The sequence below is a fragment of the Domibacillus sp. A3M-37 genome, from assembly GCF_024213455.1.
Classification (GTDB): Bacteria; Bacillota; Bacilli; order Bacillales; family Domibacillaceae; genus Domibacillus; species Domibacillus tundrae.
On the sequence record NZ_JANAVL010000004.1, the window covers coordinates 57,855 to 78,635 of the forward strand.

21 protein-coding genes and 1 other annotated feature are annotated in these 20,781 nt (G+C 43.2%); of the genes, 14 read left to right on the plus strand and 7 right to left on the minus strand.

Going from position 1 to position 20,781, the window contains the following annotated elements; all coding sequences use genetic code 11:
• Positions 1–38: 38 nt before the first annotated feature.
• The 4 genes from ytxJ (at position 39) to NLX67_RS08660 (ending at position 2,987) form a co-directional block, all read left to right on the plus strand.
• A complete protein-coding gene (ytxJ, locus tag NLX67_RS08645) occupies positions 39–359 on the plus strand; it encodes a bacillithiol system redox-active protein YtxJ (RefSeq protein ID WP_254311416.1) in 321 nt (106 codons plus the stop codon).
• Between the two features lie 221 nt (positions 360–580).
• Positions 581–1,657, plus strand: a complete 1,077-nt coding sequence (locus NLX67_RS08650; RefSeq protein ID WP_254311417.1) for a bifunctional 3-deoxy-7-phosphoheptulonate synthase/chorismate mutase — start codon at positions 581–583, stop codon at positions 1,655–1,657.
• A gap of 79 nt (positions 1,658–1,736) precedes the next feature.
• A complete protein-coding gene (gene ccpA / locus NLX67_RS08655) occupies positions 1,737–2,735 on the plus strand; it encodes a catabolite control protein A (protein WP_046178552.1) in 999 nt (332 codons plus the stop codon).
• Between the two features lie 27 nt (positions 2,736–2,762).
• A complete protein-coding gene (locus tag NLX67_RS08660) occupies positions 2,763–2,987 on the plus strand; it encodes a MotA/TolQ/ExbB proton channel family protein (protein WP_046178553.1) in 225 nt (74 codons plus the stop codon).
• Positions 2,988–3,002: 15 nt separating this feature from the next.
• On the opposite strand, the gene NLX67_RS08665 is transcribed toward NLX67_RS08660, so the two are convergent.
• The 3 genes from NLX67_RS08665 to NLX67_RS08675 are packed head-to-tail and all read right to left on the minus strand — an operon-like array spanning position 3,003 to position 5,459.
• Entirely contained in the window at positions 3,003–4,163 is a 1,161-nt protein-coding gene (locus NLX67_RS08665) for an acetoin utilization protein AcuC (RefSeq protein WP_254311419.1), read from the minus strand.
• Positions 4,160–4,807 carry an acetoin utilization AcuB family protein gene (locus tag NLX67_RS08670; protein WP_046178555.1) on the minus strand — a complete coding sequence of 216 codons (648 nt, stop codon included), beginning with the start codon at positions 4,805–4,807 and terminating at the stop codon, positions 4,160–4,162. Before NLX67_RS08670 ends, NLX67_RS08665 begins: the two co-directional genes overlap by 4 nt.
• A gap of 19 nt (positions 4,808–4,826) precedes the next feature.
• On the minus strand, positions 4,827–5,459 hold the full coding sequence (locus NLX67_RS08675; RefSeq protein ID WP_254311421.1) for a GNAT family N-acetyltransferase: 633 nt from the start codon (positions 5,457–5,459) through the stop codon (positions 4,827–4,829).
• A gap of 187 nt (positions 5,460–5,646) precedes the next feature.
• Here NLX67_RS08675 and acsA point away from each other — a divergent pair, with 187 nt between their 5' ends.
• The 3 genes from acsA to NLX67_RS08690 all read left to right on the plus strand — a co-directional run bounded on the left by acsA (position 5,647) and on the right by NLX67_RS08690 (position 10,291).
• Positions 5,647–7,365 (plus strand): acetate--CoA ligase, encoded by a 1,719-nt coding sequence (acsA, locus tag NLX67_RS08680; RefSeq protein WP_254311423.1) that lies wholly within the window; start codon positions 5,647–5,649, stop codon positions 7,363–7,365.
• Between the two features lie 131 nt (positions 7,366–7,496).
• Positions 7,497–7,711 (plus strand) — a binding site (T-box leader).
• Between the two features lie 42 nt (positions 7,712–7,753).
• Positions 7,754–9,034 carry a tyrosine--tRNA ligase gene (tyrS, locus tag NLX67_RS08685; RefSeq protein ID WP_254311424.1) on the plus strand — a complete coding sequence of 427 codons (1,281 nt, stop codon included), beginning with the start codon at positions 7,754–7,756 and terminating at the stop codon, positions 9,032–9,034.
• A 48-nt stretch (positions 9,035–9,082) separates the two neighbouring features.
• Complete coding sequence (locus NLX67_RS08690) at positions 9,083–10,291, plus strand: sensor histidine kinase (RefSeq protein ID WP_254311426.1); 1,209 nt, start codon at positions 9,083–9,085, stop codon at positions 10,289–10,291.
• Between the two features lie 202 nt (positions 10,292–10,493).
• Here the strand turns inward: NLX67_RS08690 and rpsD are convergent, their stop codons facing one another.
• The 3 genes from rpsD to hisJ all read right to left on the minus strand — a co-directional run bounded on the left by rpsD (position 10,494) and on the right by hisJ (position 12,625).
• On the minus strand, positions 10,494–11,096 hold the full coding sequence (rpsD, locus tag NLX67_RS08695; RefSeq protein WP_046178560.1) for a 30S ribosomal protein S4: 603 nt from the start codon (positions 11,094–11,096) through the stop codon (positions 10,494–10,496).
• 237 nt (positions 11,097–11,333) lie between these two features.
• A complete protein-coding gene (locus tag NLX67_RS08700) occupies positions 11,334–11,813 on the minus strand; it encodes a GAF domain-containing protein (RefSeq protein ID WP_254311428.1) in 480 nt (159 codons plus the stop codon).
• A 2-nt stretch (positions 11,814–11,815) separates the two neighbouring features.
• Positions 11,816–12,625, minus strand: coding sequence for a histidinol-phosphatase HisJ (gene hisJ, locus NLX67_RS08705; protein ID WP_254311575.1), 810 nt, complete (start codon positions 12,623–12,625; stop codon positions 11,816–11,818).
• A 208-nt stretch (positions 12,626–12,833) separates the two neighbouring features.
• Between hisJ and ezrA the strand changes: the two genes are divergently transcribed.
• The 7 genes from ezrA to NLX67_RS08740 all read left to right on the plus strand — a co-directional run bounded on the left by ezrA (position 12,834) and on the right by NLX67_RS08740 (position 20,416).
• Positions 12,834–14,534, plus strand: coding sequence for a septation ring formation regulator EzrA (gene ezrA, locus NLX67_RS08710; protein WP_254311430.1), 1,701 nt, complete (start codon positions 12,834–12,836; stop codon positions 14,532–14,534).
• 85 nt (positions 14,535–14,619) lie between these two features.
• On the plus strand, positions 14,620–15,762 hold the full coding sequence (locus NLX67_RS08715; RefSeq protein ID WP_046178562.1) for a cysteine desulfurase family protein: 1,143 nt from the start codon (positions 14,620–14,622) through the stop codon (positions 15,760–15,762).
• Positions 15,759–16,955 (plus strand): tRNA uracil 4-sulfurtransferase ThiI, encoded by a 1,197-nt coding sequence (thiI, locus tag NLX67_RS08720; protein WP_046178563.1) that lies wholly within the window; start codon positions 15,759–15,761, stop codon positions 16,953–16,955. The genes NLX67_RS08715 and thiI overlap by 4 nt, the downstream gene beginning before the upstream one ends.
• A 74-nt stretch (positions 16,956–17,029) precedes the next feature.
• Positions 17,030–17,935, plus strand: coding sequence for an EamA family transporter RarD (gene rarD / locus NLX67_RS08725; RefSeq protein ID WP_046178564.1), 906 nt, complete (start codon positions 17,030–17,032; stop codon positions 17,933–17,935).
• A gap of 74 nt (positions 17,936–18,009) precedes the next feature.
• Positions 18,010–18,510 carry a thiol peroxidase gene (gene tpx / locus NLX67_RS08730; protein ID WP_254311432.1) on the plus strand — a complete coding sequence of 167 codons (501 nt, stop codon included), beginning with the start codon at positions 18,010–18,012 and terminating at the stop codon, positions 18,508–18,510.
• An 83-nt stretch (positions 18,511–18,593) separates the two neighbouring features.
• Positions 18,594–19,586 (plus strand): class I SAM-dependent methyltransferase, encoded by a 993-nt coding sequence (locus NLX67_RS08735; RefSeq protein WP_046178930.1) that lies wholly within the window; start codon positions 18,594–18,596, stop codon positions 19,584–19,586.
• Positions 19,587–19,591: 5 nt separating this feature from the next.
• A complete protein-coding gene (locus NLX67_RS08740) occupies positions 19,592–20,416 on the plus strand; it encodes an EcsC family protein (protein WP_254311434.1) in 825 nt (274 codons plus the stop codon).
• Between the two features lie 18 nt (positions 20,417–20,434).
• Here NLX67_RS08740 and NLX67_RS08745 read toward each other — a convergent pair whose 3' ends face one another.
• A complete protein-coding gene (locus NLX67_RS08745; RefSeq protein WP_046178567.1) occupies positions 20,435–20,746 on the minus strand; it encodes a hypothetical protein in 312 nt (103 codons plus the stop codon).
• Positions 20,747–20,781: the final 35 nt, after the last annotated feature.

Consider the following 20,781-nt stretch of genomic DNA (forward strand, 5'->3'; position numbering starts at 1 on the left):
ACTTGTTCCGGCTTTTCATATTCAAAGGAGTTTTAAGTATGCAAAAGATTATAAACATCAATGAATTTGAAGAGCTCATTGAAAGCAATGAACCATTCTTTTTATTAAAGCATAGTACGACATGTCCGATTAGCGCAGCAGCATATGATGAGTACCAATCGTTTATGGAAGATCCGGCATCCGATAAAAAAGGTGTATATTTAGCCGTCCAGGAAGCACGTGAACTATCCAATCATATTGCTCAAGTAACAAATATTCGTCATGAATCTCCACAAGTCATTTATTTTAAAGAAGGCAAGCCCGACTGGAATGAATCACACTGGAAAATTACAAAAGACCAGCTTTTGTCTGTAAAATAAAAAAGTGCCCGAATGCCAGTCGTTCGGGCATTTTTATACTTAAACGCTTTAATGCTTAAAAGCGTTTAAGAAATAAAGCGAAATTTTCGTGACTTTTCGAAATGGATGATTTATAATAACCGTAATAGCCAAAAGAAATGTATCGCATACGAAGTTGATAGCTCTTTTCACCATTAATTGCCGGGAAATTTTGAATATCTACTTGCGGAAGGATGAGTAATGTGAGCAACCAAGAATTAGAACAGATAAGAAGCAAGGTGGACGAAATGAACGTTCAGCTGCTTAAACTAATTAATGAACGCGCAGAGCTTGTACAGGAAATCGGGCGCATTAAAGAAAAACAAGGTGTCAATCGTTACGATCCAGTCCGCGAGCGTTCTATGCTAAATAATCTATTAGAAAAAAACGATGGACCGTTTGAGCGTTCCACTATTGAACATATTTTTAAAGAAATCTTCAAAGCTGGTCTTGAGCTTCAAGAAGATGACCACCGGAAAGCTCTTCTCGTTTCACGTAAAAAGAAACAAGAAGATACAGTGGTTACAGTCCGCGGCCATAAAGTAGGCGATGGCAACGTTACATTCGTTTTCGGTCCATGTGCCGTTGAATCATACGAGCAAGTAGCAGCAGTAGCTAAATCAATTAAAGGCAAAGGCCTAAAAATGATCCGTGGCGGTGCATACAAGCCGCGTACATCTCCATACGATTTCCAAGGGCTTGGTCTTGAAGGATTGAAAATCTTGAAGCGTGTAGCAGACGAATTTGATCTTGCGGTTGTCAGCGAAATCGTCAATCCTGCTGATATTGAAACAGCTTGTGAATATATTGATGTCATTCAAATCGGTGCGCGTAACATGCAGAACTTCGAATTATTAAAAGCAGCTGGTTCTGTGAAAAAGCCTGTTCTTTTAAAACGCGGCTTGGCAGCAACAATTGACGAATTTATCAATGCGGCTGAATACATTCTTGCCCAAGGAAATGACCAAGTCATCCTTTGCGAGCGTGGTATTCGCACATACGAGCGTGCGACACGCAATACGCTTGACATCACTGCAGTGCCAATCTTGAAGCAAGAAACACATCTTCCAGTTTTCGTCGATGTGACGCATTCAACAGGACGCCGTGATCTTCTTCTTCCGGCTGCAAAAGCAGGAATCGCGATCGGTGCAGATGGCATCATGGCGGAAGTTCATCCGGATCCGGCTGTTGCCCTTTCAGATGCGGCTCAGCAAATGAATTTACAACAATTTGATGAATTTTACGATGAGATTTTAAAATCTGTGCCGGTAAAAGCATAAAATTTAGGCTCCTGTGTTTGCACAGGAGCCTTTTTTCGTTAATATAGAGAGAAAGAAACGAAAAGGAGCAATTACCCCAATGAATATTACGATTTATGATGTAGCGAGAGAAGCAAACGTGTCGATGGCAACAGTGTCGCGCGTAGTAAACGGAAACCCAAATGTAAAACCAGCCACAAGAAAGAAAGTTAATGATGTCATTGAGCGTTTAGCCTATCGTCCAAATGCAGTTGCCCGAGGTCTTGCCAGCAAAAAAACGACAACGATCGGATTAATTATCCCAGATATCTCGAATATTTTTTATGCGGAGCTTGCGCGTGGTATTGAAGATATTGCGACAATGTACAAGTACAACATTATTTTAAGCAACTCTGACCAAAATGAAGAAAAAGAAATGCGCTTGATTCAAACAATGCTTGGCAAACAAGTTGACGGTCTTATTTTTATGGGCAATCACATTAACGATGAGCATGTAAAAGAATTTGACCGCTCACCAGTGCCTGTCGTGCTCGCGGGATCTGTCGAAAAATCAGGTAAAATAGCCTCTGTGAATATCGATTATAAAGAAGCAGCACGTGAAGTTGTTCAGTCACTTATTGATGGCGGACATAAGCGTATTGCCTACGTAGCTAGTCCGTTCCATGATGTGATCAGCACAGAGTATGCTCTTGCTGCCTATAAAGAAATTCTTGAAGAAGCGGGCATTTACGATGAGTCGCTTGTTGTTGAAGGTGATTACACGTATGACTCTGGCATTGAAGCGTGGGAAAAACTAAATGAAGCAAGTGAGCAGCCAACTGCTGTATTCGTTTACAACGATGAAATGGCATTTGGTGTCGTTCATGGGGCTCAGGATGCCGGTTTGACTATACCAGACGACCTTGAAGTGATTAGCTTTGATTCGACGAAATTGTCGCTTATGGTACGTCCTCAGCTGACAGCAGTTGCGCAGCCGTTGTATGATATCGGCGCCGTTGCCATGCGCTTATTGACGAAACTCATGAATAAAGAAGAAGTTGAAAATCTGGTTGTTGTTCTGCCGCACCGTATTGAAAAGCGGGGTTCAACAAAAGCATAATACAAAGCGGAGGATGAATGTCATACAATGAAAAAGCAGGACATGTTAACGCCAGTCGGAATGGCTGTCGGTTTAACACTTGTCGCGTTTGCTGTTATTTCTAACAGCGGGACTTCATGGTTTGCGTCATTTGTTGATTTTGCTTCATTTTTAATTGTGATTGGCGGTGTAACGTCCGCCCTATTGATTAAGTTTCCGTTTATGGACCCGAATCTAACAGAAGAAGCCGGACAAACACAGCCCAAGGATTGAACTGTGTTTGTCCGGCTATTTTGTGTGGTCACGAAGTGGATAAAGAAGCTTATCGACTGTCAGCTGGTTTTTTTCCATAATTTCGCTTTTTCTTGGAATGGCCGGATACATATCGTCTGGATCTGTCCAAGAAGAAGGGAGAGGGTGAGGTGCTTTCGGCTGCCATTTTGTGATCCATTCTTTTGGGAATGATTGGGTCAATTGTTGCTGTCCGCTCATCTCCAGCCAAAGAAGGGACCAGGCACGCGGCACAACACGCCATATATCATATCCGCCACCGCCAACAGCGATCCAACGGCCGTCACAATACTCATGAGCAAGTTCATGAGCAAGTGCGGGAATTCGTTTGTAAATGTTCATGGTCGCCGATAAATGGGTTAAAGGATCATAGTAATGAGCATCTGCCCCATTTTGAGTTAAAATGACATCCGGTTTAAAAAAATGAGCGACTTCACGGAGCGTTGTTTCATAAGAAGACAGCCACGATTCGTCTTCTGTAAAAGCATCGAGCGGCACATTAAAGGAATACCCATATCCATGACCGTGCCCCCGTTCATTTACGTTTCCTGTTCCAGGGAAAAGGTACCTGCCTGTCTCATGAATAGAATAAGTAGCTACTTCAGGATCGTCGTAAAATGACCATTGTACACCATCACCATGATGAGCATCTGTATCAACGTACAAAACACGGGCATTGTATTTTTCCTGCAAGTATTTTATGGCTACAGAGCTGTCGTTATAAATGCAAAAGCCCGAAGCTTTTCCACGAAAGCCATGATGCAGCCCGCCTCCAAGATGAATAGCGTGGTTCGCCTTGTCTGTCATCACTTGATCAGCAGCTGTCAGCGTGCCGCCAACAAGGAGCGCACTTACTTCGTGCATGTCTTTAAACATCGGTGTATCCTCCGTGCCAAGGCCATACCCTTCTCCGGCAGCTTCGGATAATTCACCATGCCCGGCTTTTTTAACAGCTTCTACATATTCAGGGTCGTGAATAAGCGTTAGTTCTTTATCTGTTGCCATACGCGGTTCAATGATTTGGCTGTCATCAAGCGCTCCCAGCTGGCGCAGCAAATCAATCGCTAATGTAAGACGAAATTGGTTGAAAGGGTGATTTTCTGAAAAGCGGTAACGCAATAGTTGATCAGAATGCACAAAAACGGCATCGTGATTCATGTACAAACCCCTGGCATATTTGGCCAAAGCACCTGATGGCCCGCTTTTTTTAAATCATCGATCACCCCGACCGGATTCATTGTTCGAATGCGCAGTACAATGACTTTGTGCGTCTCTGCATCACGATCCGGATAAACAAGAACGCTTTGCACATTCACGCGTCTGTGACGCAGTACTTGTAAAATATCAAATAAAATGCCGGCTTTGTTTTCAACACGAATTTCAATCCGGGAACCAGGCTGATGAACACCGGTTAATTCAACGAATGTGTTAAGAACATCTGTTTCTGTCACCAGTCCGATTACTTCATTATTTTGAACGACAGGCAGGCAGCTGATGTTATGCTCGTAAAACGTTGCCGCAACATCCTCTACAAAATCAAGTGGGTGGCCGGTAATAACGTTTGGTTCCATAATTAGACGAAGAGGCTTATTTAACTCTTCCCCACCATTTTCCTGTTTTAAAATAGACGGAGTTGCATCCTTAATATCCCGGTCTGTGACGAGTCCGACGAGCAGCCCTTCAGCGTTTAAAATTGGGATATGACGGATTTTATGGTCACGGCAAAGCTGCAAAGCTGCCGCGATTGTATCATCAGGTGTAAGCGTATGTATATCAATATTCATTATTTCTTCAACAATCACCTGTAAGCTCCCCCTTTTCTCAATACATAAAACGGTTCATAAAACGAATCTGATCGAATTTCTGAATGGATTCCTGGTCTACTCGCGCACCGATTCGGACCATTAAACAGTTTGCCGGATGGGAACTGATTTCCGGATCATCTGTTGCATACCAGACAAGCCCGCCCGCACTCATCATTTTTTCCATAATCTTGCGGTAATCCCAAACGTTTAATCCAGTTCCTTTTAAATCCCAATGCCAGTAATATTCTGTTGTAATCGTAATGTACTCTTCCATTTGATCATCCATCATCGCAACGCGCAGCATCGTCTGGCCGACACGCGCTCCCCGGTACTCAGAAGCGACTTCAACCGCACCGAGTTCAATTAAATTATCGAGCTTTGCTTCTGACCAGCGTTCAAGTGGATCTGGATATAAAAATGTAACGTATCCAACAATAGTGCTGCCACTTCTGGCAATAATGATGCGGCCTTCGGGAAGATTTGCAATGCCGATTAATGCCTCGTGCTGCTGTTCGGGCTGGCGGAATGCAACAAGACCTTCATGAAATTCATATTGCATCAGCTTTTCCGGTGGGATTGGACCTTCAATAATGAGTGGTCCGGCCGGTGTTTCCACTTCTTTCGAATAATACGTTTTACGATGCTCCATTAGCTCACCACCTCCATAATCGTATATACCCTACATTATACATAATCATCTTTAAAATAAAGCGTTTTCACTAAATGTTCAGAGAATCAATAAAATCTCAACAAAATTAATTTTGAATAAATTGTGAAAAATATTTAAGTGTTATATAATAGGGGGGTATTAACCATACATAAGGGGGAATCGGTTTATGAAATTGGAAGCGCTATCAGCTATACAAGGAAATTATAATTTAACAAGTTATGATGACGTGTACTCTTCTTTTGACTGGAAAGAAACTGAGAAAGCTTTTTCTTGGGCTGAAACAGGCAAAGTAAATGCGGCTTATGAAGCGATCGACCGTCATGCCGAGTCTGAAAGAAAAGATAAAGTGGCGCTTTATTATCGTGATGCAAACCGGAATGAACAATATACATTCGCGGATATGAAAGCAAATACGAACAAAGCGGCTAATGTACTAAAAGAATATGGGAATGTGGAAAAAGGGGACCGCGTCTTCATCTTTATGCCGCGCTCGCCAGAATTGTATTTTGCCTTGCTTGGTGCGATTAAAGCTGGTGCAATCGTCGGGCCATTATTTGAAGCATTTATGGAAGGCGCTGTACGCGATCGTCTTGAGGACAGTGAAGCACGAATGATCATTACAACACCTGATTTATTGGGGCGTATCCCGGTTGCTGATTTGCCAAAGCTGGAAAAAGTATTTGTGGTGGCAGACGGTGTTGAGGAAGATGATAAACACGTTGATTTTATGGCGAAATGGAAAGAAGCATCGGATCAATTTGATATTGAATGGGTAGACCGCAATGACGGAATGCTGCTTCACTACACATCTGGTTCAACTGGCAAGCCTAAAGGGGTTTTACACGTACATAATGCAATGATTCAGCAGTATCAGACAGCAAAATGGGTGCTTGACCTTCAAGAAAACGATGTATACTGGTGCACAGCTGATCCTGGCTGGGTTACTGGAACAGCGTACGGCATCTTTGGTCCTTGGCTTACTGGTTCAACCAACGTCATTGTTGGGGGACGCTTCAGTCCGGAAGCGTGGTATGGCACAATTGAAGAATATAAAGTAACCGTTTGGTACAGCGCACCGACAGCATTCCGCATGCTGATGGGGGCTGGTGATGAAATTGTGAAAAAGTTCGATCTTTCATCGCTTCGTCATATTTTGAGCGTCGGCGAACCGCTCAATCCTGAAGTTGTCCGCTGGGGCAAAAAAGTATTTGATCTTCGCATCCATGACACATGGTGGATGACGGAAACAGGCGCACAGGTTATCTGTAATTATCCAGCGATGGATATTCGCCCGGGCTCAATGGGCAAGCCGATTCCAGGTGTGGAAGCGGCGATTGTTGATGATCAAGGAAACGAGCTGCCGCCGAACCGGATGGGCAATTTGGCCATTAAAAAAGGATGGCCGTCCATGATGGCGACAATTTGGAACAACGAAGCAAAGTATGAATCTTACTTTATGCCGGGTGACTGGTACGTTTCCGGGGATTCTGCTTATATGGATGAAGATGGCTATTTCTGGTTCCAAGGCCGTGTCGATGATGTCATTATGACCGCTGGTGAACGCGTTGGTCCATTTGAAGTTGAAAGCAAACTCATTGAGCACCCGGCGATTGCCGAAGCGGGCGTGATCGGAAAACCGGATCCGGTTCGCGGTGAAATCATTAAAGCATTTATCGCGCTTCGTGATGGCTACAAGCAGTCGGATGAATTAAAAGAAGAAATTCGCCAATTCGTAAAGAATGGTCTTGCAGCACATGCTGCGCCGCGGGAAATCGAATTCCGTGACAAGCTTCCGAAAACGCGCTCTGGTAAAATTATGCGCCGCGTCTTAAAAGCGTGGGAACTTGATCTTCCAACAGGTGACTTGTCGACAATGGAAGACTAATAAGTTTGCTCCGCTGCTCCGTTTATTGCGGAGCAGCTTTTTGATGAATAGATATAAATCGCGATAAGTGGACATAATTTTCCGTTTGACAAACAGAATCGTGCAGGCTACAATGTGAGTTATATTTAATAAACAAAGCGATGAACGGAATAAGTAGTCTGCTGTCCCTGTTATATAGAGAGCTTTCGGCTGGTGAAAGAAAGCACAAACAGTGAGATGAATTACCTCCAGGAGCTTTCACCGTGAACAACTAGTAGCGGCTGACGTCCACCGTCGTTACCGGTGTTGAGTGGAGAATATGTTTTCTCAAGCTTGGGTGGTACCGCGCATAAATAGCGTCCCTGCATATATTGCAGGGGCGTTTTTTGTTTAAAAAGGAGAAGATAAAATGGAATTATTAGAAGACTTAAAGTGGAGAGGCATTGTTTATCAGCAGACGGATGAAGAAGGCATTGAAAAATTGCTGGATAGTGAAAAAATCGCCCTGTACTGCGGTGTAGACCCGACAGCGGACAGTATGCATATTGGTCATTTGCTGCCGTTTTTAACACTCCGCCGTTTTCAAAATCATGGCCATAAACCGATTGTTTTGGTTGGTGGAGCGACTGGGACAATCGGTGATCCGAGTGGTAAGAAAGAAGAACGGACCTTGCAGACAATGGAGCAGGTGCAAAAAAATGTCGATGGCCTGCGTGCGCAGCTGGAGAAAATTTTCTCGGTAGAAGGAGACAACGGGGCGGTTCTGGTCAATAACTACGATTGGATCGGCTCGATGGATGTTGTTACATTTCTTCGCGATTTCGGAAAAAACATTGGCGTTAACTATATGCTGGCGAAAGATACGGTTTCATCACGGTTAGAGAGTGGTATTTCGTTCACGGAATTTGCCTACACGATTTTACAGGCAATGGACTTTTACTACCTGCACAAAAATCATAACTGCCGGATGCAAATTGGTGGAAGTGACCAATGGGGAAATATTACGACCGGTTTAGAGATGATCCGGAAAATGAACCCGGAAGGTGAGCAGGCATTTGGTTTTACTATTCCGCTCGTGACGAAATCGGATGGAACGAAATTTGGGAAAACAGAAAGCGGTGCGGTTTGGCTTGATCCTGAGAAAACGTCACCGTATGAATTTTACCAGTTCTGGATTAACACGGCTGATGCCGACGTTGTTCGGTACTTGAAAATATTTACGTTCCTCGAAAAGGAAGAAATTGAAGCGTTAGAAGCATCTGTAAACGAAGAAGCACATCTACGTAAAGCACAAAAAGCGCTTGCGGAAGAAATGACGCGCCTGATCCATGGCCAGGGTGCCTTAGATCAGGCCATCAATATTACAAAAGCTTTGTTTAGCGGTGATATTAAGTCTTTATCAGCTGCTGAAATTGAGCAAGGATTAAAAGACGTTCCAAGCTATACTGTAGAAGGGGAGATTCCCAACATCGTTGACTTACTGGTAGAGGCGAAAATTTCCCCATCAAAGCGGCAGGCGCGTGAAGACGTGCAAAACGGGGCTGTGTCAATCAATGGTGAAAAAATGACCGATACGGCATATATGCTGACAGAACAGGATAAAATGGACAGCCGTTTTACTGTGATCCGCCGTGGAAAAAAGAAATACTTTTTAATTCAGTACGATAACCAGCAAAATATAAATGATTAAACATCATGTCAGTATTGAGATGAGTGCGCAGTAGGGTAAGAAGTCATAATGAAAAAAGAATTAACGAAGATCAATGATAAAATTTATTATTTCGCCATTAGCATTGTCATATTAGCGATGCTAATGGGTTTATTATGGGATGACTCTTATTTGGGGAACATGAATACAGGGTTTCTTTTGCACGCAGGATTGATTTTCATTTTGTCTTTAAGTTTAGTGCTTTATCCAATGTTCGATAATCGGGCAACGCGCATTGTCATGATCACTGGAGCGGCAGCCTACTTTTATACACTGTTCTATTTATATCCGGAAACATGGTCTACCTTTATTTATATCTGCCTTATTCCGGTTATTGCCATTTTATTTTTTGATTCAAAACTTTTTTATTATGCTATTTTTCTGAACAGTACAGCTGTCAGCTCCGCGTTCGTATATATTAGTCTAACAAAGCAGGAAAAGCTGTATCCCTTTTTTTACGAGGATTGGATCGGACATTTCATTAACTTTTTAGGCGTTCAGATCCTTTTGTGTATTTTGTACTATTTAACCTATGTCCGAATGCAGAAACAGCAGGCGTATTATAAAGAAGTGCAGGAGTCTGAACGCATTAAAACAGCAGGACAGCTGGCAGCGGCTTTCGCGCATGAAATCAGAAATCCATTAACAGTTGTCAAAGGATTTTTGCAGTTATATGAGCAAGATTCTGCTTATGATCACCATGCAAAAAAGCATTTTTCTTTAATGATCAATGAACTCGACATGGCAGAGGAAGTAATTTCTCAATTTTTAGCCGTCTCAAAACCGAATAAAGAAGCAGTAGTCGAAGAAGTGCATCTAAAAGAAAACCTCCAAAGTGTCGCGAGTCTGCTTGCTTCTTACGGATTGATGAATGATAACAAAATTGAATTATATGTGGAAGAGGGCTGTCGAATTGCAGCCAATAGCATGGAGTTTAAGCAGCTATGTATCAATATTATTAAAAATGCGATAGAAGCTTCTACAGAAGGATGTTCAGTTATTGTAAATGCAAAGCGGGAAAAAGATAAAGTGGAGATTCAAATCATCGATCGCGGGAATGGCATGTCGGAAATAGAAATGCAGTCGTTGGGTACACCGTTTTACTCGCTGAAAAGTAAAGGAACGGGGCTTGGATTAATGATTTGTTATAATATCGTGAGTAAATACAATGGAAAAATCACGTTTCAAAGTTTAGAAGGCGAAGGGACAACGGTTACAATCCAGTTTCCGGAATACTGAAAGACGCCGCTATCACAAGGCTTTTTCAACAGCCTTTTTTAGTTTAGAATGCAATAGTCCATTGTAATCTCTTTTTAACGATTAAGGGCGCCCGATCATTCATTCAAATTCTACAAAGCAGAAAAGAAATAAAAAAACCCACAAAACATTGATATAACAATGTTTTGTGGGTTTTTAAAAATGAATCTACAAAGCGATTGAATTAACGTGAGTAGAACTCAACGATAAGCGCTTCGTTAATTTCTGCTGGCAATTCAGAACGCTCAGGAAGACGAGTGAACGAGCCTTCAAGTTTGTCAGCATCAAAAGTCAAGTAGTCAGGTACGAAGTTGTTTACTTCAACTGCTTCTTTGATGATAGCAAAGTTGTTTGATTTTTCGCGAACGCCAATTGTTTGACCAATTTTCACTTGGTATGATGGAATGTCAAGACGTTTTCCATTAACAGTGATGTGACCATGGTTAACAAGCTGACGAGCCTGACGGCGAGTGCGGGCAAGACCTAAACGGTATACAAGGTTATCAAGACGTGATTCAAGAAGAACCATGAAGTTTTCACCGTATACGCCTTTTAGTTTACCAGCGCGGTCAAACAAGTTACGGAATTGACGTTCAGTCACGCCGTACATGTGACGAAGTTTTTGTTTTTCTTGAAGTTGTTGTCCATATTCAGACATTTTTTTACGCTGATTCGGACCGTGTGGACCTGGAGCGTAAGGGCGTTTTTCGATTTCTTTACCTGTACCGCTAAGTGAAATGCCGAGACGGCGGGATAATTTCCAGCTTGGACCTGTGTAACGAGCCATTGAATGACTCCTCCTCTGTGTTTTTATTTTGTTGTAAAATAAAAACCGGTGTGACAAACTATCAGCACATTTTGTTTTCATGCACCATCGCCCTGCAGCAACGGGTTACACGATGCCCCTTTTCCGGATCATGCCGGATAAAGAAACAAAATGACATCTAAACAGCGTACACATAGGCTGCATTTATTTTACACAAAGAATAGTATATAACGCGTGAAAATTGCTGTCAACCTTTTATTATAAAAAGCGGACCAGTGTTTCAGCAAAGTGGACAAGCCCTTTTTCATCTTCTTCATCAAAACGGTTTGTTTCGGGGCTGTCAATATCCAGAACGCCAAGTAATTCCCCATTTTTCATTAACGGGACAACAAGTTCGGAGCGGGAGGCGGCATCGCAGGCGATATGGCCAGGAAAAGCGTGGACATCTTCAATACGCATCGTTTTGCGCTCGGCAGCAGCCGTGCCGCATACGCCTTTTCCAAACGGAATGCGCACACAGGCTGGTAATCCTTGAAAGGGACCAAGAACAAGTTCTTTGCCATCATTTAGATAAAAGCCTGCCCAATTAATACGGGGGAGAAATTGGCCGAGCAGAGCAGACGCGTTGCTTAAATTAGTGATTTGATTTGTTTCACCAGCAAGCAGCGCCTCTAATTGCTTGTTTACAAGGGAATATTGTTCTGTTTTTGTGCCAGAATAAGCGGCAGTTTGAAACATGCTTATACACTTCCTTCTATTAGAGTACGATCAATTTGTTCTAATCCTTGCCCGATACCGGCGGCCGCGTGTGCATCGGATCCGTAAACGAGCGGGATACCGAGTGAATGAGCAGTACGGGCAATGTGAGCAGGCGGGTACGTTTCCCGGCACAGCGGCTTGACAAAACCGGCTCCATTATAATCCAGTGAATAGCCCGCGTGTTTTACTGCCTGCAGAATGCGTTCTATGTGCAGATCGAACGGCTCCGTGCATGGAAACATGTGCTGAAATTTATGAACGAGTGTCATATGTCCGATCCGGGACGGCTTAAATGCGCCGAGATCTGTTTGAATCGACTGTAAAACGGTATCATAGTATAACTTGTAAACAAATTCAATTGATCCGGCTTCATTTATGATTCGTCCAAATTCTTCTTCGCTGAAATCAATACAAACAAATTGGCCATTTATCGGAAGAAAGTGAACGGATAAAATAGCATCATCTAAAGAAGAACCGTATTCTGTTAAAAACTGAGTTGTTTCTTCTTCAAATCCGGAAATAAAATCAACCTCCAGACCTGTATTGATTTTTAAAGAAGAAGCATACTGTTTTTTAGCAGTTTCCACCTCTTTTATATACTTTTCAAGATCTGCTTTTCGCATTGAGCTGTCTCGGGCAGGCGCAGGGTCGATGAAGTGGTCTGGAAGCGGCGCATGTTCTGTGAACGTAATTTCAGAAAACCCAAGCGTGATCGCACGTTCAATATACTGTTCTAATAAATCATTTGAGCCGTGCGGGCAGTACAATGTATGAATATGTCCGTCTCTCAGCATACGAAAAAACTCCTTTTTCTTTGAAAAAAGCAATGAATTTGACATTTTTTTGCGAAAACTGCTTGAAAAAACGTAAGTTCCCATCAAAAATATGAACAATCATGCTATTATTAATATTAGTGAAATTATACGCAATTGAACGAGAGGGCGCAATGAGGCGTTTTCTTTCTATACATACTATTTATTCATTGTTACGAGGGGGCTTATGATGGTGGAATTCGTCATTGGAGCGATCATTGTCGTACTTATTTTTTCTATTTACACAATGGTGAGCAGAAAAAGAAATGCAACTGAAATCGATCAGCTTGACATGAAAAAAACAGAACTGCTTCATCGCCCAGTCCATGAAGAACTGGCTAAAGTAAAACGCCTTAACATGACAGGCCAGACAGAGGCTTTGTTTGACAGGTGGCGGGCCGAATGGGATGAAGTCGTAACGGTTGATATCCCGGCCGTGGACGAAAAATTGTTCGCTTCGGAAGACCAGGTCGACAAATTTCGATTTGGTGCTGCAAAAAAAACAAATAAGGAGATCGAAAGCCGCCTCAGCCAAATCGAAAAAAAAGTAAACGACATTTTATCTGAGCTTCAACAGCTCGTTGGCAGTGAAGAAAAAAATCGCGCAGAAGGCGAAGATATGCATGCACGCCAGCGTGAAGCGAAAAAGCGTCTTCTTGCTCACCGTCATACGTTTGGTAAAGCAGCGCCCGTTCTTGAAGTGCAGCTGGATGTCATCACCGGCCGCTTTGAAAAATTTGCGGATTTAACGGAAGACGGAAACTACCTTGAAGCACGTGAGCTCTTGATGGAAATTCAGAAGGAAATGGATGTTATGGAGCATAAAATGGCTCGCATTCCGGCGTTAATGACAGAAGTAAATCATACACTCCCGGCGCAGTTATCTGAAATTGAAAATGGCTACAAAGAAATGAAGCAGGACGGCTATTTATTGGATCATTTGCAAATTGAAAAAGAAGTGACTGACTTGAAAGAAGATTTGGACCGATGCCGTGATTTTCTTGTGAAAACGGAAGTGGCGGAAACAGAATTGATTGTATCTGATGCAAAAGACAGCATTGACTTTTTCTATGATCTGCTTGAAAAAGAAGTAATGGCAAAGCATCACGTGTTAAAAGATGAAGGAGAAACAGGTACAGTCATTGAAGGAATCAGTGGCCATAACGATGAACTAATGGAAGAAACCGATCTCGTTAAACAAAGCTATCAGCTCGACGGTGAAGAATCAGATGTGCCAAAAAGGTTAAAGGAAGAAATTTATCATCTTGAAAAGCAGTATGAAATTTTGCACGGCCGCATTCAAGATGAAAAAACGGCTTATTCATTCCTTCACGATGAATTAAAAGAAATTCAAGCCCGTATCGCAGAGCTGACAAAAGAGCAAAAAGGATTTGCGGCTTTTCTTCAAACGCTTCGAAAAGATGAAGTGGAAGCGACCGAAGAGCTGCACACGCTTCGAAACCGATTGCAGCAAATTACACGAAAAGTAAAACAGAGCAACTTACCGGGTGTTCCGGACTACTACCGGGAGATGAGTGAAGATGCCCGGGTGCGTATTCAAGAAACGAACGCATATTTAAATGAAAAGCCATTGAACATGAAAGCGGTGCAGGAAAAGCTCGATGCAGCTAACGGATCGATTGGGCACCTTGCGAATAAAACAGATGAGCTGATTGATCAAGTCGCGCTGGCTGAACGAATGATTCAATTTGGCAACCGGTATCGCCGGACGCATCCGAATATTGAACCGAAACTAAATGAAGCAGAAATCGCTTTTCGCCAGGCGGACTATAGCAAAGCATTGGAACTGTGCGCGACAGCGATTGATAAAGTCGATTCAAAAGGGTTGAAAAAATTCGATGCCCAGTACAAAGAAGAACAGCAATAAAGCGGGCCGTCTCGAGAAAAAGAGGCGGCTTTTTTTATGTCAATATGCTAACATGGATAGGTGAAAAAAGTAAGGAGCAATGCGTATGATTTATTTCGACAATAGTGCGACAACGATGCCAGATCAATCAGTACTTGAAACATTTATAAAAGCAAGCACACGCTTTTTTGCGAATCCATCATCGCTTCATTATCCCGGAATGGAAGCTGAACGGTTTCTTGAAAAAGCGCGCGGTCAAATTGCCGCGTTGTGCCGTGTTCCTGCTCGAGAGATTATTTTTACATCTGGCGGAACTGAATCGAATAACCTTGCGATCAAAGGAACAGCGCATTTTTATAAAAGCAGAGGGCGGCATATCGTTACGACCGCAATGGAACATCCATCTGTATTTGAAGCGTGCCGGGATCTTGAAAAAGAAGGATTTGATGTCACATATGTAAAGCCAAGAGCAAATGGTGTAATCGAAACGGCAGATATTCAACAAGCTATAACGAATGAAACAATTCTTGTATCGGTCATGCATGTGAACAATGAAATCGGCACAGTCCAGCCTATAGAAGAGATTGGGCGAATGCTCAAAACTTATCCGCAGACGCTTTTTCATGTGGATGCGGTGCAAGGATTTGGAAAAGTGCCGCTCGACTTAAACAAATCCGGCATACATCTTATGTCGGTATCTGGACATAAGCTGCACGGATTAAAAGGAACGGGCTTTTTATATAAGCAGAGCGGTGTTCAACTTGCCCCGCTGCTGTCAGGCGGGGGACAGGAAAGTGGTTTTCGCAGTGGAACAGAACAAACAGCTGGTGCAGCGGCATTAGCAAAAGCGGCACGTCTTATACTGGAAACGGATATAGACTCTATCCAGCACATCACCCGCCGGATCTACAATGGACTCACTTCTCGCTTAAACTTTGTTGTTCATACACCGATTAACCAAGCCGCACCACATATTTTAAACGTATCTTTGCCAGGTGCAAAAGGAGAAGTGCTCGTGCATGCCCTGGAAAAAGAAGGGATTATTGTTTCAACGACAAGTGCCTGCTCCTCAAAGCAGACAAAGCCAAGCCGTACACTGCAATCAATGAATGTAAATAGTGACCTGGCTGCTTCCGCAATTCGCATCAGCTTGTCATCCCATAATACTATGCAGGAAGCTGAACAATTTATCGAAGCGCTGGATCGAATTATTCCAGCGCTCGCAAAAAAAAGGAATGAGCGAACATGAACTATGACCACGTATTGATCCGTTACGGCGAAATGTCGACAAAAGGACGGAACCGAAGTAAATTTATAAATAAAATGAAAACAAATATTAAGCGTCTTTTGCAAGATGACCGTATTGGAGTGGAAGCACAGCGTGACCGCATGTTTCTTTATCTAAACGCGGCATCGTTTGACGATGTGAAAGAAAAGCTTGTTCACGTGTCAGGCATTCAGTCATTCAGTCCAGTTGTGAAAACAACACAGGAATTAGATGAAATGAAAGAAGCAGCACTCTCTCTTGTAAAAAAAGCGATGAATGGGAGCCCTGCCTCTTTCAAAGTCAACACCCGCCGCGCCGATAAGCAATTTCCGCTTGATACGCATGGATTAAACCATGAAATCGGAGGGCATGTGCTGCGTGAAACAGAGGAATTGACGGTGGATGTTCGAAACCCGGACTTTACACTAACAATTGAAGTAAGGACAGAAGCTGTATATTTATCATCCCAAACAATTCCGGGTGCCGGTGGTATGCCAGCCGGTGCAGCGGGGAAAGCCATCTTGCTTTTATCGGGTGGTCTCGACAGTCCTGTAGCGGGGTACATGATGATGAAGCGCGGTGTCGAAATAGAGGCGGTCCATTTTTTTAGTCCGCCATACACGAGTGACCGGGCAAAACAAAAAGTCATTGATTTGGCCAATGTGCTGACAACATACGGCGGCAATGTCCGGCTGCATATCGTGCCATTTACACATATTCAGGAAACGATTCATAAGCAAGTGCCGGAAAATTACACGATGACATCTACGCGGCGGATCATGATGCGGATTGCGGATCGCATTCGTGAGCAGACGGGTGCCTTGGCCATTGTTACGGGAGAAAGCCTCGGGCAAGTAGCCAGCCAAACGATGGAGAGTATGGCGGCCATTAATGATGTGACAAACACGCCGGTTCTTCGGCCGCTGATTGCAACGGACAAGCTCGACATCATGAATATCGCACGCAAAATCGGCACGCATGACATTTCGATTTTACCATTTGAAGACTGTTGTACGATTTTTACACCGGCCGCACCAAAAACAAAGCCGAAAACGGAAAAAGTCCAGTTTTTCGAAAGCTTCTTAGACTTTGATCCGCTGATCGATGAAGCCGTTCGGTCAACGGAAACGATTCTGCTTCCAAACAATGAATCGGAAATGGATGACTTATTATAAGATACCCGCGCCAGTTTCCGGCGCGGATTTTTCCAGATAGATATTTCGTGTATAGAAATAAATGAGGTGAATACATGCAAAACGAACGAAAATCCGGCATGTTGTACACAGCCGGATCATATGTGATTTGGGGATTGATCCCAATTTATTGGAAGCTGATCGGTGATGTGTCTGCCTATGAAATATTGGCCAACCGTGTAATTTGGTCATTTGTTTTTATGATCATACTGCTCGTGCTGATGAGAAAGCTTGCACCGCTTAAACGTGTACTAAAAGACATAACAATTCATCCAAAAAAAGCACTGGCGCTCGGGGTGGCTTCATTTTTAATCAGCATTAACTGGTTTGTTTTTATTTGGGCAGTTAACAATAACCATATTATTGAAACGAGCATGGGCTATTATATTAACCCGCTTATGAGTGTACTGCTTGGGGTTGTCGTGTTGAAAGAATCACTTTCTAAAGCACAAATCATTTCTTTTTTGCTGGCCGCATGCGGTGTTTTAATTATGACATTTTCGTATGATTCTTTTCCGTGGGTGTCATTATCACTGGCGATTTCATTCGCTCTTTATGGCTTAGCCAAAAAGATGATCCGGATGGATGCGGCGGTTGGCTTGACAATTGAAACAGCCGCCGTCACACCGTTTGCCGTTTTATATCTATTATTTTTATCAAGAAACGGAAGTATTCAATTATTTTCAGGCAATGTTCAGACAGATCTTCTCTTAATTGGTGGTGGTGTGCTCACGGCGATCCCTCTTCTTTTATTCGGGCATGGCGCACAAAAAATTCCGCTTTATTTGATCGGCTTCCTGCAATACATTGCGCCAACAATGACACTTTTGCTCGGCGTTTTTATATACAATGAACCATTTACGCCATCGCAATTGCTATCTTTTGTTTTTATTTGGAGTGCGCTCGCTGTCTTTACATTTGCCCAGCTCAAAAGCGTTCAAAAGAAAAAAGCTGTCGTTTAGCCCTTTTTCATTGCAATCACAGCATGTGATTCAGTATGATGTATGTATACTGCTGAATTTGGAGGGAATAAACAATGGCAAACGTAACATTTAAAGGAAATCCAATCACATTGATTGGCAGCGAAGTAAAAGTGGGAGACAAAGCACCGGATTTTACAGTTCTGGCTAATGACTTATCTCCTGTCACGCTTGCGGATACAGCGGGAAAAGTTCGCTTAATCAGTGTTGTGCCTTCGATTGATACAGGTGTATGCGATGCGCAGACTCGCCGTTTCAATGAAGAAGCGGCAAAAGTGGACAACGTTGAAGTGTTAACCGTTTCAGCTGACCTTCCATTTGCTCAAAAGCGCTGGTGCGCGGCGGCCGGTCTTGAAAATGTGAAAACATTATCAGATCACCGTGACTTTTCTTTTGCTGAAAGCTATGGTGTTGGCATGAAAGAACTCCGCCTTCTGGCACGTTCTGTTTTTGTGATCGACTCAAGCGATACAGTTACATATGTGGAGTATGTCGGTGAAGGAACAGATCATCCAGACTACAACGCGGCGATTGAAGCAGCAAAAGCAGCAAAATAATTCAGTACAGGCTCGTTTCAGCCGGCTTTGACATTTTGTCGGAGCCGGCTGTTTTTTGCGAAATGAAAGTGAGGATTCTTTTTATGACAAAGGAATTGACAGTAGAAAAATTGTTTACCGTGTTAGACCAATCTGCCGCACTTATGAGCAGGCTTTTATCCATTCCGTATTTAGAAGCACTCGGTGAAACAGCAGAAAATCTCTTTCACGGTTACGTCGTGCAGGAAGAATTAAATGAAATGGATGAAAAACGGCTGCAAAAGTTATACAGTGAGGTTCAGCTGGAGCACTATTCAAAAGAAGCGATCCGCAAGTCGTTTCAGCTTGCCATTTTAAAAGGCATGAAAGAGCATGTTCAGCAGAATCATCAAATGACGCCAGATTCGATCGGCTTGTTTATTGCCTATCTATTAAGAAAAAGCTTTGGGAAAACGGCGACGTTTACACTGCTTGATCCGGCGATCGGAACAGGAAATCTTGTCACAACGGTATTAAATGAATTTGACGGAAAAGTAGAAGCGCACGGTGTCGACCTTGACGATGTGTTGTTGAAGCTTGCCTATGCGGGAGCAAACCTGCTCCACCACCCAATTTCGTTATACACCCAAGATGCATTGGAGCCGCTGTTAATCGATCCGGTAGATGTGGTTGTTTGCGATTTGCCTGTTGGGTATTACCCGAATGATGATCGGGCGTCTTCATATAAGCTAAAAGCAGACACTGGTCATTCGTATGCCCATCACTTGTTTATTGAGCAAAGCCTGCAGCACACTAAACCGGGCGGCCAGCTGTTTTTCATCATTCCAAACGGTCTTTTTGAATCACCGGAAGCGAAAAAGCTGCAGTCCTTTTTAATAGAAGAAGCGTATATTGAAGGTGTGATTCAGCTGCCGGCAACGCTTTTTAAAAACAAGCAGGCGGAGAAAAGCATCTTAATGATCCGCAAAAAAGCGCCAGGTGTAAAAAAGCCGAAAGAAGTGCTGTTAGCATCCATGCCATCATTAACGGATAAAAAAGCAACAGCAGCGATCGTCCGAAAAATTGATCACTGGTTCAGCGAACATCAGAAAGGATGACAGCGATGTGGACAAAACGAGACCACTCATATTGGAATCAGCTGATGGATTGGGAGCAGCAGCTGGTTTCAAATCGGGACAATGAAACGGAGGAGAATGATGCCCTCAACCGGATCACAGCCTCAATGCCGGATGATATGCAGGATCGATTTTTTATGCAGGTGGATCAATCAATAGAATGGATTCATTCGTTTTTGCAAAAAGAGAGGCTGCAAACAGAAATGAGAAATCGAATATTCGCGACAGCCCGGATCTTTCGCGAAGATATTGAAACGGTAGAGCAGATGCGCAGTCTTACAATCGACCAGCTTCATTACATAAGCCGTCAACAAGCTTCAAGAAATCATGCAGCCGCCGCAGTCCAGGGAGCTATCACAGGAACAGGCAATTTGGTGCCGATAGCCGCAGATCTTCTTTCTATGACGGCTATTGGGCTGCATGCGATTCAAACAAACGCCCTTTCCTATGGTTTTGATCCAAGTCATCCGGTTGAAAAAGAGAACATCCTTCATCTCTTTCATGCCTCTTTGCTTCCGGATCACCTGAAAGCAGATGGATGGGCACAGCTTATCACAGAAGTAGAAGAAGGAATTGCTTATAGTTCTGATGACAGCTGGGCGATGGATGAAACGATGCTTCAGGAACCATTGCGTCACGTATTGAAGCTGGCAGCTGTTCGAACATTGCGTCATCAAACCTTATCGGGCGTTCCGCTTATCTCAATGGCGATTGGAGCCGGTGCCAATTATCGGGCGGTTAAACAACTGACTGCTTTTGCTGAACGATACTATCAATATCGTTATTTGCATGAAAAAAAGAACCGGAGCTGACCACCAGCCGGTTCTTTTTTATTGGTGTATTTTTTCATTAGTATATACATCCGGTACGGTTCTGAACCAAAGCCACAAATCATTAATAACCGAGGCGAGCTCGCTAATGCCTGTATTGAGCCGGCATGATCGGTCAAAATCTTCTTCATTATTCAAAGCGGCCTGTTTCTCATTAATATGTGTTTCTAGTTCTTGAATGCGATCCGGAATCTTCCCCCGGATCATTTCCCATTTATGCATGATCACTTGCCGTTCATCTGCGGTATACTCAAGCCATTCCCGATTGAGAGCAGGAATAGAAATGCCGAGGCGTTTATCGTACTGGAACATAAATTCACCTGCTTTATTCTCGTTTCTTCTATAAT

Coding starts and splice junctions, on each gene's coding strand:
- ytxJ (WP_254311416.1), top strand. CDS start 39: ATGCAAAAGATTATAAACATCAATGAATTTGAAGAGCTCATTGAAAGC.
- ccpA (WP_046178552.1), top strand. CDS start 1,737: ATGAATATTACGATTTATGATGTAGCGAGAGAAGCAAACGTGTCGATG.
- NLX67_RS08660 (WP_046178553.1), top strand. CDS start 2,763: ATGAAAAAGCAGGACATGTTAACGCCAGTCGGAATGGCTGTCGGTTTA.
- NLX67_RS08665 (WP_254311419.1), bottom strand. CDS start 4,163: ATGAATCACGATGCCGTTTTTGTGCATTCTGATCAACTATTGCGTTAC.
- NLX67_RS08675 (WP_254311421.1), bottom strand. CDS start 5,459: ATGGAGCATCGTAAAACGTATTATTCGAAAGAAGTGGAAACACCGGCC.
- acsA (WP_254311423.1), top strand. CDS start 5,647: ATGAAATTGGAAGCGCTATCAGCTATACAAGGAAATTATAATTTAACA.
- tyrS (WP_254311424.1), top strand. CDS start 7,754: ATGGAATTATTAGAAGACTTAAAGTGGAGAGGCATTGTTTATCAGCAG.
- NLX67_RS08690 (WP_254311426.1), top strand. CDS start 9,083: ATGAAAAAAGAATTAACGAAGATCAATGATAAAATTTATTATTTCGCC.
- rpsD (WP_046178560.1), bottom strand. CDS start 11,096: ATGGCTCGTTACACAGGTCCAAGCTGGAAATTATCCCGCCGTCTCGGC.
- NLX67_RS08700 (WP_254311428.1), bottom strand. CDS start 11,813: ATGTTTCAAACTGCCGCTTATTCTGGCACAAAAACAGAACAATATTCC.
- ezrA (WP_254311430.1), top strand. CDS start 12,834: ATGATGGTGGAATTCGTCATTGGAGCGATCATTGTCGTACTTATTTTT.
- NLX67_RS08715 (WP_046178562.1), top strand. CDS start 14,620: ATGATTTATTTCGACAATAGTGCGACAACGATGCCAGATCAATCAGTA.
- thiI (WP_046178563.1), top strand. CDS start 15,759: ATGAACTATGACCACGTATTGATCCGTTACGGCGAAATGTCGACAAAA.
- rarD (WP_046178564.1), top strand. CDS start 17,030: ATGCAAAACGAACGAAAATCCGGCATGTTGTACACAGCCGGATCATAT.
- tpx (WP_254311432.1), top strand. CDS start 18,010: ATGGCAAACGTAACATTTAAAGGAAATCCAATCACATTGATTGGCAGC.
- NLX67_RS08735 (WP_046178930.1), top strand. CDS start 18,594: ATGACAAAGGAATTGACAGTAGAAAAATTGTTTACCGTGTTAGACCAA.
- NLX67_RS08740 (WP_254311434.1), top strand. CDS start 19,592: ATGTGGACAAAACGAGACCACTCATATTGGAATCAGCTGATGGATTGG.
- NLX67_RS08745 (WP_046178567.1), bottom strand. CDS start 20,746: ATGTTCCAGTACGATAAACGCCTCGGCATTTCTATTCCTGCTCTCAAT.